We start from the raw sequence: 13,489 nt of genomic DNA on the forward strand, positions 1-13,489 counted from the left end.
GGAGCCCGGCATGGACCTCGTCATCCGCGACGCGGAAGTCGTCGACGGCAGCGGTGAGCCCTCCTACCGCGCCGATGTGGCCGTCGCGGACGGCAGGATCACCGCGATCGTCAAGGAGGCCGCGGCGGCCGGCTGTCTGCGGCCCACCGCCACCCGCGTCCTCGACGCCGAAGGCCTCGTCCTCTCCCCCGGCTTCATCGACATGCACGCCCACAGCGACCTCGCCCTGCTGAGGGACCCGGACCACAGTGCGAAGGCCGCGCAAGGGGTGACCCTCGAAGTCATCGGACAGGACGGGCTGTCGTACGCGCCGGTCGACGACCGTACGCTCGCCGAGGTGCGCCGCGCGATCACCGGCTGGAACGGCCACGGCGAGGACATCGACTTCACCTGGCGTTCCGTGGGCGAGTATCTGGACCGCCTGGACCACGGCTTCGACGGCGAGGGCATCGCGGTGAACGCGGCGTACCTCATCCCCCAGGGCACCGTCCGCATGCTGGCCGTCGGCTGGGACGACCGCGAGGCAACACCCCAAGAGCTGGGCAGGATGCGGCAGTTGGTGGCCGAGGGGCTGCGCGAGGGCGCGGTCGGACTGTCGTCCGGGCTCACGTACACCCCCGGCATGTACGCCAAGGACGCCGAACTCACCGAACTGTGCCGGGTGGTGGCGGAGTACGACGGCTACTACTGCCCGCATCACCGTTCGTACGGAGCGGGCGCCCTGGACGCGTACAAGGAGATGGTGGAGCTGACGCGCACGGCGAACTGCGCCCTCCATCTCGCCCACGCCACCATGAACTTCGGCGTGAACAAGGGGAAGGCCCCGGACCTGCTGGCGCTCCTCGACGAGGCACTCGCCTCGGGGTCCGACATCAGCCTCGACACGTACCCGTACACCCCCGGCTGCACAACTCTCGTGGCGATGCTGCCCAGTTGGGCGAGCGAGGGCGGCCCGGAGGCGACCCTCGCCCGGCTGAAGGACGAGGACACCGCCGAACGGATCCGCCATCACATGGAGGTCGTGGGCGCGGACGGCTGCCACGGCGTCCCCATCGAGTGGGACACCATCGAGATCTCGGGCGTGTCCAACCCGGCGCTGGCGCCCTACGTGGGCCGCACGGTCCGGCAGTCGGCCGACGAGCGCGGCGAGAGCCCCTGGACCACCGCCCGCCGCCTCCTCCTCGACGACGGACTCGGCTCGACGATCCTGCAGCACGTCGGCCACGAGGAGAACGTCCAGCAGATCATGCGCCACCCCGTCCACACCGGCGGCTCGGACGGCATCCTCCAGGGCGACAAACCGCATCCGCGCGCGTACGGGACCTTCCCGCAGTACCTCGGCCGGTACGTACGGGAGTTGGGCGTCCTCGGCCTTGAGGAGTGCGTCGCGCATCTCACCTCGCGCCCGGCGGCCCGGCTGAGGCTGCCGGACCGCGGCCTTGTGCGCGAGGGGTACCGGGCCGACCTGGTCCTCTTCGACCCGGCCACGGTCGCCGCGGGCTCTACGTTCGACGCGCCGCGCACGCTCCCGACCGGCATCCCGTACGTCCTGATCGACGGCCGTTCCGTCATCGAGGACGGCCGACGCACTGACGTACTGGCGGGGCGGGCGGTCCGCCGGACTGCCACGTGACCGCCCGCCTGCCGGAAGCTACGGCTTGGGCAGGGTGCACCCGGGCCGGCTCAGGTCGATCTTGTTGTCGAGCCCGACGCAGGGGACGATCTGGTACGTCTGCTGCCCGTAGTTGATGCCCTCGCGGACGGTGATGTTGCCGCTCTCGTCGACCTCACAAGGGTTGTTGTCGGTGCAGCGGGCGCCGTCCTCGTTGCCGGTGTTGTTGACAGCGACGACCTTGCCGGTGGCGTCGTCGACCACGGGCGAACCGGACGTACCGCCGATGGTGTCGCAGGCGGAGGTGTAGCGGACCGAGTCCTTCCAGGTCCAGGCACCCTCGCGCAGGCGGTATGCGAAGCCGTCCACGCTGCAGTTGTAGATCCGCTTCCAATAACCGGAGACGACGCTGATGGCGGTTCCGGCGGCCGGGCGCGTGGCGTTGAGCTCCAGGGCCTGGATGTCGTACGAGTCCTGGATCTGCTTGTACGTGCTGGTCAGCTGGTACAGCGACACGTCGGTGTCCGTCATCGTCGCGTACGCGATCTTGGCGGCCCGGAGTGTCGCTACGCGCGTACCGGCCGAGTTGAGCAGCCCGAAGGTGCGGCTGGACGGCTGGTCGACGATGACCTCGCCGGGCTCCGGGAAGCCGGCCTCCAGGCAGTGGCCGTTGGACATCACCAGGGCCGGGTCGTTGTCCTCGGAGTCGGGGAGCCGGATGACCGAACCCGAACAGTTGCTGAGCGAGACCGTGCCGGCGAAGTCCACGGCCTGGGCCTTCGGCGCGGTGACCCGGGACAGGTTCGCCGTGGTGGACGTGACCACGTCATGGGCCACCGATGTGACGGTGTCCGTGTCCACGCCCTTGCCCGCGGTCGAGGCCGTGGGCTCGGCCGCGCCGGCGGTTGCCGCGCCGGCCGGCACCGCGCCGAGCCCGGCAAGCGCCAGGGCGCTGAGCGCGGCGACGAGAGGCTTTCTCATGTGGGGGTCCCCTCTTACGACTTGGGCGACCGGAGAATTTCCGGCCGCCCGATGCATTGTCATGCGCATTGTGATCGTAGAGGGGCGTATGAGCAAGGAGTTGTATCACGCCGCCGGTTGGGGTCGGTTCACGCCGTACGGCCCAGCGGTTACCGCTACTTGGGGCGCTTGGTGGCTCCCTGCCCCCGACCGGCGTTGCCATTCGCCTTGCCCGGCTCGCTCGTGGGGGCGGCGGCCGTAGTCGAGGATGTCCCTGTGGCGGGTTCGCCGGAGTCACCGGATCCGGCGGAACGGGAGTCGCTCGGTGAGGGGCTCACCGAGACCTTGTCCGGCGTTTCGGAGGACGAGCCGTCCGAGGCCTTGGGTGATGCTCCTGACGGGTCGTCGACCAACGGGGCGGTCGAGCCCCGTCCGTCCGTGGCCGAGGAGGACGGCTGGGCCTTCGGCGCCTCTTGGTCCCCCTTCCCGGAGGACTCGGAACCGAAGAGTCCGGAGATCGCGACGGCGAAGATCCCGATGCCGGCCACACCGGCGGCCACGGCCAAACGTCTCTTCAACCGGAACCGGCGGCGACGCATCAGCCGCTCGTGACGCCCTACGTCCTCGGGGAGATCCGCGCCCCCCGTATGCCCCGCGTCCCCCGCATCCTCCACGTCCGCCGTGGGCTCGATGCGGAGCGTGTTGTCGTACGCGTTCTGCCACCCGTGCGCGACCGCCGGGTCCGCGCACGCGTCGTACGGCGGAGCCGTGTCGCCGTACGGGTAGTACACAGGCGGCGCGCCTTGGCCTTCGACGTTCTCCCGGTATGCGTCGTTCACGTCGTACGCACCGGTTGACCTATTCGCGGCATAGGCGTCGTGCGTACTTCTGCCGCGCTCTGTGTCCGGAACATGGTGGGGGATTGTAGAGAAAAGAGGGGCCTGCGGTGTAACTGAGACCGATATCCACCCAAAGCGCCACGTCTCGCGTGGTGGAAAACACGCCCCACCGAGCGTTACACGGCCGTAAGCTCGCGGACATGCAGGTGATCCAGTCGACCAAGCTCGCCAACGTCTGTTACGAGATCCGGGGCCCGGTTCTCGAGGAGGCGATGCGACTCGAGGCGGCCGGTCACCGCATCCTGAAGCTGAACACGGGGAATCCGGCCGCGTTCGGCTTCGAGTGCCCGCCCGAGATCCTCGAGGACATCCTCCGCAACGTGTCGTCGGCGCACGGCTACGGCGACGCGAAGGGCCTGCTCGCTGCACGTCGCGCAGTCGTCATGCACAACCAGACCCTCGGCATCGAGACGGACGTCGAGCACGTCTTCATCGGCAACGGCGTCTCCGAGCTGATCGTGATGGCGATGCAGGGCCTGCTCGACGACGGCGACGAGGTCCTCGTACCGGCGCCCGACTACCCGCTGTGGACGGCCGCGGTGTCCCTGTCCGGCGGTACGGCCGTGCACTACCGCTGCGACGAGCAGTCCGACTGGATGCCTGACCTCGCCGACATCGAGCGGAAGGTCACCGACCGGACCAAGGCGCTCGTGATCATCAACCCGAACAATCCGACGGGCGCGGTGTACGACGAGGCGATGCTGCGCGGCCTTACGGACATCGCGCGCCGGCACAACCTGCTCGTCTGCTCCGACGAGATCTACGACAAGATCCTTTACGACGACGCCACGCACACCTCGACCGCCAAGATCGCCCCGGACCTGCTGACGCTCACCTTCAACGGGATGTCGAAGGCATACCGCGTGGCGGGCTACCGGGTGGGGTGGATGTCGATCTCCGGGCCGCGGGCGCACGCCGACTCGTACATCGAGGGGCTGACGATCCTGGCGAACATGCGGCTCTGCGCGAACATGCCCGGTCAGCACGGTGTGGTCGCCGCGTTGAGCGGCCGGCAGACGATCAACGACCTGGTGCTGCCCGGCGGGCGACTGCGGGAACAGCGCGATGTGGCGCATGAGCTCCTCACGCAGATTCCGGGCGTGACGTGCGTGAAGCCGAAGGGAGCGCTGTATCTCTTCCCGCGGCTCGATCCGAAGGTGTTCAAGGTCAAGGACGACCGGCAGATGGTGCTGGATCTGCTGCGGGCCGAGAAGATCATGGTGGTGCAGGGTTCGGGGTTCAACTGGCCGGAGCCCGATCACTTCCGGGTGGTGACGTTGCCGACGGCGCGGGATCTGACGGACGCGGTGACGCGGATCGGGAACTTCCTCGACGGCTACAGCCAGCCGTGACGCTCCGTGATCCTCTGAATCTCTTCTGCGAACCGACTCAACTTTAGACAGAATCCAAGCTAGGATGGCTTCCTGTCAGAGCACAGGAGGCCGTCCCCCATGTACGAACCGATCCGCACCAAGTCGGTCCACACGCCGCCCCGTTCCGCCGACTTTCCGCACCGGTCGCGGGAGGAAGAGCTGGACATCCAGCTCGCCGGTCATCTCGCGGCGTTGCTCGCGGTGACGGATGAGCTGCGCGGCCTCTCGCCGTCCGACGACCTTGACGTGGCCGCGGAGCGGCTGGCTCGGCAGGTGGCGCGACTGCGGGGCGGCCGGCCGCCGGTCCGCACGTCTGCAGGCCTGCACAAGCCGCGTCTTGTCGCGCTGCACGAGCGTGCGCATGCCCTTGCCGGGCGTGCGCTTGTCGTGGCGGCGTCGCGGGCGGATACGGCGGCGGCGATCCTCGCGGCGGAGCGCATGGACGCGCACGGCGCCGCGATCGCCTCCGGCGCTCACGAACTCGCCGCCCACTGAGCCCTCCGGGCTCCCCTTGATCGGCCCCGGTCCGCGCGCACCCGCAGCGACGCGCGGGCCGGGTGCCATGGCACTGCGTTCGCTTGGGCCGTTTGACGCTGCGGGTGCGTTGTGGTTGCTCGCGCCCCCCGCCAGGGGGTGGGGGCCTGGGGGCGCAGCCCCCAGTTTCGGGAAGGGGCGGGGCTGGGGAAAAGAAACCCCCGCCCACCCCCTGGCAGCCCGGGAGCGATACCGGGACCGGTAAGTCACCACCTGTTCATCCCTTTCGCCGGGGAATTTTGGATTCCGCGCGCACTCTCCCGGTGTGAGAAGAATCGTCGCAGTCGTCCTCGCGGTACTCCTGATCGGCGGAGTAGCAGCAGCCGTCGTCGCGGGCCGCGAAGGGCAGGACAAGAGCACGGCAACGAAGACCGTGCGAGGAGTGATCGGGTCGGAGAAGGCCGAGTTCTTCACCGATCCCGACGTGGTGAAGGCCCTCGCTGCAAAGGGCTACACCGTGGAGACGGAGACGTCGGGTTCCTGGGCCATGGAGGGCCTGGATCTGAAGGGATACGACTTCGCGTTTCCGGGCAGCCAGGCGCCCGCCGAGGAACTGGCGAAGAAGTACGGCGTACGGCAGCCACTGCCGCGCCCCTTCTACTCGCCCCTCGTGGTCGTGGCGCACCGCAACGCCGCCGAGGTACTGGCCGCGAACGGCATCGCGACCGCCGGCAAGGGCAACGGCACCCTGAAGATGACCGCCTATCTGAAGGCCGCACAGGACAACAAGACCTGGCAGCAGCTCAAGGGCGCGGACAGGTACGGCGAACTGACGGGCACGCTGTTCGTTTCCACCACCGACCCGACCAGTTCGAACTCCGGCGCGCTCTACCTCGCGGCCGCCTCGTACGTCGCCGCCGGCGGCCGTGTCGCCGCCGACACCTCGGCCGTGGACCAGACCGCGCCCCTGATGCGCAAGCTGATCAGCGTCCAGGGCGCGCAGCAGACCAGCTCGGACGCGGCGTTCCGGGACTTCGTCAGCGGGGTCGGCAATCCGCTCGTCCTCGTGTACGAGTCCCAGGTCGCCTCCCTGCTCATGCGGGGCGAGTCCGTCGACGACCTGACCGTCCTCTACCCGGACACCACCGCCAACAGCGACCACACCGTCGTACCCCTCACAGAAGAGGGCCGCTCGCTCGGTGAACTCCTCAGCACCGACAAGGAGTTGCGCAAGCTGGCGGTGCGGCACGGGTTCCGCCCGCAGGACGCGAGCGCGGAGTTCGCGGCGGCGACCGCCGCCCACACCACGTATCTCAATCAGAAGCTGACCGGCGTCCGGCAGGCGCCCGTGCCCGCCTCCAAGGTGCTGCACGAGATGGCACGCCAGGCCCGGGGCTAGGGGGAAACAGCAAGTGACCAGCGACAACGAAGACTTCACCCTCACTCCGCCCGAGCCCGTCGCGGCCGTGCCGAAGGAGAAGGCCGGCGGGCTCGTACCCGTCGACGAGTCGGTCCGTACGGACATGGCGCGCAAGGCGGAGGAGTACGTCGGCGGGCTCGCCGCCCTCGACGCCCGCTCCCCCGAGTTCGCGGGGAAGATCGGAGAGATCGTCGCCCTCGGCTCGGGCGAGATGCGCTCCGCGTCCGCGCAGTCCAACCGCATGCTGGACCGCACCATCCGCAGCCTGCCCTCGAACGGCGAGGACGCCCAGTCCCGCGTCTCGTCCTCGCTCGTCGAACTCCGGCGTACGGTCGAGGACCTGGACCCGCGCGACCTGCCCGCGGGCAAGGGCCGCAAGCTGCTGTCCAGGCTCCCCGGCGGCAACAAGCTGCGCGACCACGTCGCCAAGTACGCCTCCGCACAAGGCACCTTGAACAAGATCGTGGGTTCCCTGCGCGGCGGCCAGGACGAGCTGCGCCGCGACAACGCCGCCCTGCAGACCGAACGCGTCCGCCTCTGGGACACGATGGGCAAGCTCCAGGAGTACGTCGTCCTGACGCAGGCCCTGGACGAGGCGGTCGAGCGGCACATCGCCGGCGTCGAGGCCACGGATCCGGCGCAGGCCGACACACTCCGAGCCGACGTCCTGTTCCCGGTGCGCCAGAAGCACCAGGACCTGCTCACCCAGCTCGCGGTGTGCGCGCAGGGCTACCTGGCCATGGATGTCGTACGCCGCAACAACGAGGAACTGATCAAGGGCGTCGACCGCGCGGCCACCACCACCGTGTCCGCGCTGCGCATCTCGGTGATGCTGGCCTCCGCCCTGGACAACCAGCGCAAGGTCGTCGAGCAGGTCAACGCGCTGCGCGGCACGACGGAGGAGCTGATCCGCGGCAACGCGGAGATGCTCGCCACGCAGTCCGGCGAGATCCAACGCATCGCAGCGGACCCGGCGGTGGGGGCGGAGACGCTCCGCAGCGCCTTCCAGCAGATCTACCGGACCCTCGACACGATCGACAACTACAAGGCCCAGGCCACGGAGACGATGGCCGCCACGGTGGAGTCCCTGACCTCCGAACTCCAGCAGGCCTCCGCGTACTTGGAGCGGTCCCGTGCGCAGGGCGCGCTGGAAGGAGGGCTCGCGTGAGAGGTCGCCAAACCGCGCTGGCCGCCGTCCTGCTGCTGGCGGTCACCGCGTGCACATCGGGCGAGAGCTCCGAGAAGCCCGGGCAGCCCGCCAAGGCCGAACCCGGCACCCTCCGCGTCCTCGCCTCCAGCGAGCTGTCCGACATGGGCCCTGTACTGGAGGACATCCGCGAGGACACCGGCATCAAGGTCGTCCCCACCTATATGGGCACGCGCGACGCGGTCGACCGGCTCGCCTCGGGCAAGGCGGACGGCGCGTACGACGCCGCGTGGCTGGCCTCCAGCGACTATCTGCGCCTGGACGCGGGCGCCGCGAAGAAGGTCGTGTCGCAGACCTCGATCATGTCCAGCCCGGTGGCGATCGGCATGAAGCCGGAGACGGTACGCCGGCTGGGCTGGAAGCCGGAGGACCTGACCTGGTCACAGGTGCACCAGGCGGTGGCGGCCGGTGATCTGACGTACGGCATGACGGATCCGGCCCGCTCCAACTCCGGTTTCTCCGCACTGATCTCGGTGGCCTCGGGCCTTTCCGGCGCCCAGTCCGCGCTGACGGACGCGGATGTGGAAAGGGCGACCCCCAAGCTGGCGGAGTTCTTCAAGGGGCAGGAGCTGACGTCGGGTTCCTCCCGCTGGCTCGCATCCGCGTACGCCCGTCGCGGCACCGTCGACGCGCTGCTCAACTACGAGTCGGTGCTGATGACCCTGAGGGGTGTGGAGGAGAACCTCACCGTGATCCGCCCCAAGGACGGCGTGGTCACGGCCGACTACCCGCTCGCCTCGCTCGCCGCCACCGACCAGAGCACCCGCGAGACCGTCCGTCGCCTCACCGACGCCCTGCGCGCCCCGGACGTCCAGCAGCACATCACGGAACGTACGGGTCGCCGTCCGGTCGTCGCCTCCGTAACGCCCGCGCCGTGGCTCGACCCGAGCCGCCGCCGTGAACTCCCGTTCCCCGGCAGCAAGTCCGTCGCCGACGGGCTCCTCGACGCGTACGAGAACAAGCTGCGCCGGCCCTCGCGCACGGTGTACGTCCTCGACACCTCGGGCTCGATGCGCGAGGGAGGCCGCCTGGGGAAGCTGAAGAAGGCGCTCACCGCCCTGACGGGCGACTTCCGCGACCGTGAGGAGGTGACGCTGATGCCGTTCGGCTCCGCCGTCAAGAGCGTACGGACGCATGTGGTGCGGCCCGAGGACCCGCGGACGGGTCTCGACGGGATCCGCCGCGACACCGAGGCGCTCACGGGCTCCGGGGACACGGCGATCTATACGTCGCTGGAGAAGGCGTACGAGCATCTGGGCGCCGACGACGACACGTTCACGTCGATCGTGCTGATGACGGACGGCGAGAACACGGTGGGGGCGGGGCCGGAGGAGTTCGACGGCTTCTACGCCGGGCTGCCCGGCGAGCAGCGGGAGATTCCCGTCTTCCCGATCCTCTTCGGGGACTCCGACCGGGCCGAGCTGGAGCACATCGCAGAGCTGACCGGTGGCCGTCTCTTCGACGCCCAGAAGGGTTCGCTCGACGGTGCTTTCGAGGAGATCCGTGGCTATCAGTAAATTCTTCGCGTACTTGGAGTCCCGGAAGAACCTCACGGGCAGTGCCCTGGGCGTTGTGGGTCTTGGGCTGACGTTCACGGGGCTGGCGGGCGCGTACTGGCCGGTCGTGGTCGCGGGTCTGTACGGCGCGGGCGCGCTCATCGCCCCGCCGGAACGCCCGCCACTGCCGGACTTCCCCGACCCGTCGGCGCAGCTGGACGAGCTGCGCGACGACTTCGCCAAGCTGCGCGACTACCTGGCCGACGTCGAACTCCCGCCCGCGGCCTCCGGCCGCCTCACCGAGCTGACGGAACTCCTCGCAGCCCTGCTCGCTCCCGGCTGGGTCATGAAGGTCCTCGCCCAGGATCCGGAGGGCGTGCACGCTCTGTCCCGGACGGTGCGCCAGGACGTTCCGGAGGCGGTGGACGCCTACGTGCGTGCCCGCTGGTGGACCCGCCTGACTCCCGGCGCGGAACCGCCGGAGCGGCATCTGGAGCGCCAGCTCGCGTTGCTGCAGGGCGAGATGGAGACGCTGACGACGAGCCTCCGGGAGGTGGAGGCTCGTCGTCAGGAGTCGCATACGCGGTACTTGGAGGACCGGTCGTAGGCGGCGGGTCCGGTTCGGGGGGTTCTTCGCCCCCGCCGCCCCTACCCATTCCCGTCCCCTGGGCTTCGCCCAGAACCCACCAGGGGCTGCGTCCCTGGACCCGCATCGGCCTGGCGGCCTCGTCCTCAATCGCCGGACGGGCTGAATTCAGCCGGTCCGGCAGCAAATTAGCTGGCCCCCGCTGAAAGTCAGCTGGCCCGGCCGAAATTGATCCGGTTCGGAAGAAAATCAGCCCGTCCCGCTGAAATTGATCCGGTCCGGAGGAAAATCAGCCCGTCCGGCGTTTGAGGACCGGGGGTCCGGGGGCCGGCCCCCGAACGGGGTCCGGGGCGGAGCCCCGAAGGGGGTCTGGGGGCGCAGCCCCCAGCGGGGCTCCGGGGCCGACCCCGGGATGGGACGGGTAAGGGCGGCGGGGGCGAACCCAACCCGGGCTCAGCCCAAGCGGTTCACCAGCGCCCGGTACTCGTCCCACAGCTCCGTCGGCGTATGCGAGCCGAAGGTGTTGAGGTGGTCCGGGACCAGGGCCGCCTCCTCGCGCCAGACGTCCTTGTCGACCGTGAGGAGGAAGTCCAGCTCGGACTCGGAGAGGTCCAGACCCTCCGTGTCCAGGGCGGACTTCGCCGGAAGAATGCCGATCGGCGTCTCGACGCCCTCCGCCTTGCCGTCCAGCCGGTCCACGATCCACTTCAGGACACGGCTGTTCTCACCGAATCCGGGCCACACGAACTTGCCCGCGTCGTTCTTGCGGAACCAGTTCACGTAGTAGATCTTCGGCAGCTTGGACGCGTCCTTGTCCTTGGCGACGTCGATCCAGTGCCCCATGTAGTCGCCCATGTTGTAGCCGCAGAACGGCAGCATGGCGAACGGGTCGCGGCGCAGTTCGCCGACCTTGCCCTCGGCGGCGGCCGTCTTCTCGGAGGCGACGTTCGCGCCGAGGAACACGCCGTGGTTCCAGTCGAAGGACTCCGTGACCAGCGGGACCGCGGTGGCACGCCGGCCGCCGAACAGAATCGCCGAGATCGGCACGCCCTTCGGGTCCTCCCACTCGGGCGCGATGATCGGGCACTGGGAGGCGGGGACGGTGAAGCGGGCGTTGGGGTGGGCGGCGGGGGTCTCGGACTCGGGCGTCCAGTCGTTGCCCTTCCAGTCCGTGAGGTGGGCGGGCGTCTCCTCGGTCATCCCCTCCCACCAGATGTCACCGTCGTCCGTCAGCGCGACGTTGGTGAAGACGGAGTTGCCCCACAGCGTCTTCATCGCGTTGGCGTTGGTGTGCTCACCGGTGCCGGGCGCGACGCCGAAGAAACCGGCCTCGGGGTTGATCGCGTACAGACGGCCGTCCTCACCGAAGCGCATCCAGGCGATGTCGTCGCCGATGGTCTCGACGGTCCAGCCACGGACCGTGGGCTCCAGCATGGCGAGGTTGGTCTTGCCGCAGGCCGAAGGGAAGGCGGCGGCGACGTACTTCGACTCCCCCTGCGGTGGCGTCAGCTTCAGGATCAGCATGTGCTCGGCCAGCCAGCCCTCGTCGCGGGCCATGACGGAGGCTATGCGCAGGGCGTAGCACTTCTTGCCGAGCAGCGCGTTGCCGCCGTATCCGGAGCCGTACGACCAGATCTCGCGGGTCTCGGGGAAGTGCGAGATGTACTTGGTGGAGTTGCACGGCCACGGAACGTCCTCCTGGCCCTCCTCCAGCGGCGCCCCGAGCGTGTGCACAGCACGTACGAAGAAGCCGTCGGAGCCGAGCTCGTCCAGGACCGGCCGGCCCATACGCGTCATCGTGCGCATGGAGACGGCGACGTACGCGGAGTCGGTGATCTCGACGCCTATCGCGGAGAGGTCCGAGCCCAGCGGGCCCATGCAGAACGGCACGACGTACATGGTCCGGCCACGCATCGAGCCCCGGAAGACACCCTGCTCACCGGCGAAGATCTCCCGCATCTCGGCGGGGTCCTTCCAGTGGTTCGTCGGACCCGCGTCCTCCTCCTTCTCGGAGCAGATGAAGGTGCGGTCCTCGACCCGGGCGACATCGGTCGGGTCTGAGGCCGCGTAGTAGGAGTTCGGGCGTTTGATCGGGTCGAGTTTCTTGAAGGTGCCCTTACGGACGAGCTCCTCGCTCAGTCGCTCGTATTCCGCCTCTGAGCCGTCACACCAGACCACGTTGTCCGGCTGCGTGAGTTCCGCGATCTCGTTGACCCACGAGATCAGTTCCTGGTGGTTGGTGGGAACGGCAGGGGGAGCCGCGATGTCGCGCGCCACGATTGCTCCTAGATGAGGGTTTTTGTTGTCGAGTGCCCCTTGGGGGCCGCGGCCCGGATGCTGTACGTCTGGATCATGGCGCTCATCCGGTGCCGACCGCACTCATATGATCATCCGATGGGTTTGCGCATATGTCCAGAGCGCCTCACACCTGAGCAGACGTGACCATCGCCACGCGATTCCCCCCGGGGGTTCCCCGCCCATTGTCTGATTTGCCCCCAATTCGCCGTAGCAGGCCGGGTCGCCCCGCCCTCAAACCTCGGTGAGAGGAAAGCCACTTGGCCCTTATCACAGGGCCGAACTGATTCAGGACTTACGGTTCCGTAGGTACGATTCGCCTCATGACTGCGTCCGCCTCCGACGCGCCCTTGGACTCGCCGGCCGCCGGCCGCGTCTCCGCCGCGCTCTCCCACCTCCCACATCCGGTCAAGCCCAAGCTCCGGGGCTGGCTGCATGCCGGGATGTTCCCGGCCGTGCTCGTCGCCGGCCTGGCCCTGACCGCGCTCACGGAATCGACGCGCGGACGCATAGCCTGCGGGATCTACGCCCTGACCGCCTGCCTGCTCTTCGGCGTGAGCGCCGTCTACCACCGGGGAGACTGGTCGCCGCGGGCCGACGGCGTACTGCGCCGGCTCGACCACGCGAACATCTTCCTGATCATCGCGGGGACGTACACACCCCTGACGATGCTGCTCCTGCCCGCCGCCAAGGGGCAGTGGCTGCTCTGGGGCATCTGGGCCGCGGCCACGGCGGGCATCCTCTTCCGGGTGTTCTGGGTCGGCGCCCCGCGCTGGCTCTACACCCCGTGTTACATCGCGATGGGCTGGGCGGCCGTCTTCTTTCTCCCCGACTTCATGCGCACGGGCGGGATCGCCGTCCTCGTGCTGGTGATCGTCGGCGGGCTGCTCTACAGCGCGGGCGGCGTGATCTACGGCCTCAAGCGCCCCGACCCGTCACCGCGGTGGTTCGGCTTCCACGAGGTGTTCCACTCGTTCACGCTGGTGGCGTTCGTGGCGCACTACATCGGGATCTCGATCGTGGCGTATCAGCACGGATAGTCCCCGTCGACCTTGCCTTCAGTGGCCGCGGCTCTTGAGCCGCGGCCACTTTTGCGTGCTCACTCGTGCGTACTCATGGCGTACTCGTACCCACTCATTGACAGCTGACCCCTTTTGAGAGTTACTC

At 68.9% G+C, this 13,489-nt stretch carries 11 protein-coding genes; 8 read left to right on the forward strand and 3 right to left on the reverse strand.

Going from position 1 to position 13,489, the window contains the following annotated elements; genetic code table 11:
- The first annotated feature begins 10 nt into the window (after positions 1-10).
- Entirely contained in the window at positions 11-1,633 is a 1,623-nt protein-coding gene (locus tag ABD357_RS19790; RefSeq protein ID WP_344391679.1) for an N-acyl-D-amino-acid deacylase family protein, read from the forward strand.
- 18 nt (positions 1,634-1,651) lie between these two features.
- Here ABD357_RS19790 and ABD357_RS19795 read toward each other — a convergent pair whose 3' ends face one another.
- Positions 1,652-2,593, reverse strand: a complete 942-nt coding sequence (locus ABD357_RS19795) for a S1 family peptidase (RefSeq protein WP_344391680.1) — start codon at positions 2,591-2,593, stop codon at positions 1,652-1,654.
- Positions 2,594-2,748: 155 nt separating this feature from the next.
- Positions 2,749-3,411 carry a hypothetical protein gene (locus ABD357_RS19800; RefSeq protein ID WP_344391681.1) on the reverse strand — a complete coding sequence of 221 codons (663 nt, stop codon included), beginning with the start codon at positions 3,409-3,411 and terminating at the stop codon, positions 2,749-2,751.
- 200 nt (positions 3,412-3,611) lie between these two features.
- On the opposite strand from ABD357_RS19800, the gene ABD357_RS19805 reads away from it, so the two are divergent.
- From ABD357_RS19805 to ABD357_RS19830, 6 genes are all read left to right on the forward strand, one after another.
- A complete protein-coding gene (locus ABD357_RS19805; protein ID WP_344391683.1) occupies positions 3,612-4,823 on the forward strand; it encodes a pyridoxal phosphate-dependent aminotransferase in 1,212 nt (403 codons plus the stop codon).
- 99 nt (positions 4,824-4,922) lie between these two features.
- The gene (locus ABD357_RS19810; RefSeq protein ID WP_344391685.1) at positions 4,923-5,339 is read left to right on the forward strand and encodes an SCO4983 family protein; all 417 of its coding nucleotides are present in this window, start codon (positions 4,923-4,925) and stop codon (positions 5,337-5,339) included.
- Between the two features lie 304 nt (positions 5,340-5,643).
- Positions 5,644-6,717 (forward strand): substrate-binding domain-containing protein, encoded by a 1,074-nt coding sequence (locus ABD357_RS19815; protein ID WP_344391687.1) that lies wholly within the window; start codon positions 5,644-5,646, stop codon positions 6,715-6,717.
- A gap of 13 nt (positions 6,718-6,730) precedes the next feature.
- Positions 6,731-7,906, forward strand: coding sequence for a toxic anion resistance protein (locus tag ABD357_RS19820; RefSeq protein ID WP_344391688.1), 1,176 nt, complete (start codon positions 6,731-6,733; stop codon positions 7,904-7,906).
- Positions 7,903-9,462: a substrate-binding and vWA domain-containing protein gene (locus ABD357_RS19825; RefSeq protein WP_344391689.1), complete on the forward strand. Its 1,560-nt coding sequence runs from the start codon at positions 7,903-7,905 to the stop codon at positions 9,460-9,462. The genes ABD357_RS19820 and ABD357_RS19825 overlap by 4 nt, the downstream gene beginning before the upstream one ends.
- Positions 9,449-10,048, forward strand: coding sequence for a hypothetical protein (locus tag ABD357_RS19830; RefSeq protein ID WP_344391690.1), 600 nt, complete (start codon positions 9,449-9,451; stop codon positions 10,046-10,048). The genes ABD357_RS19825 and ABD357_RS19830 overlap by 14 nt, the downstream gene beginning before the upstream one ends.
- A gap of 432 nt (positions 10,049-10,480) precedes the next feature.
- Here ABD357_RS19830 and ABD357_RS19835 read toward each other — a convergent pair whose 3' ends face one another.
- Complete coding sequence (locus ABD357_RS19835; protein WP_344391691.1) at positions 10,481-12,304, reverse strand: phosphoenolpyruvate carboxykinase (GTP); 1,824 nt, start codon at positions 12,302-12,304, stop codon at positions 10,481-10,483.
- A gap of 341 nt (positions 12,305-12,645) precedes the next feature.
- Here ABD357_RS19835 and trhA point away from each other — a divergent pair, with 341 nt between their 5' ends.
- Positions 12,646-13,362, forward strand: coding sequence for a PAQR family membrane homeostasis protein TrhA (gene trhA / locus ABD357_RS19840; protein ID WP_344391692.1), 717 nt, complete (start codon positions 12,646-12,648; stop codon positions 13,360-13,362).
- The last annotated feature ends 127 nt before the right edge of the window (positions 13,363-13,489 follow it).

This window comes from Streptomyces vastus, assembly GCF_039532825.1.
Classification (GTDB): Bacteria; Actinomycetota; Actinomycetes; order Streptomycetales; family Streptomycetaceae; genus Streptomyces; species Streptomyces vastus.

What these genes read in the sequence shown, in the direction of transcription:
- ABD357_RS19790 (WP_344391679.1), top strand. Translation starts at nt 11, where the DNA reads ATGGACCTCGTCATCCGCGACGCGGAAGTCGTCGACGGCAGCGGTGAG.
- ABD357_RS19795 (WP_344391680.1), bottom strand. Translation starts at nt 2,593, where the DNA reads ATGAGAAAGCCTCTCGTCGCCGCGCTCAGCGCCCTGGCGCTTGCCGGG.
- ABD357_RS19805 (WP_344391683.1), top strand. Translation starts at nt 3,612, where the DNA reads ATGCAGGTGATCCAGTCGACCAAGCTCGCCAACGTCTGTTACGAGATC.
- ABD357_RS19810 (WP_344391685.1), top strand. Translation starts at nt 4,923, where the DNA reads ATGTACGAACCGATCCGCACCAAGTCGGTCCACACGCCGCCCCGTTCC.
- trhA (WP_344391692.1), top strand. Translation starts at nt 12,646, where the DNA reads ATGACTGCGTCCGCCTCCGACGCGCCCTTGGACTCGCCGGCCGCCGGC.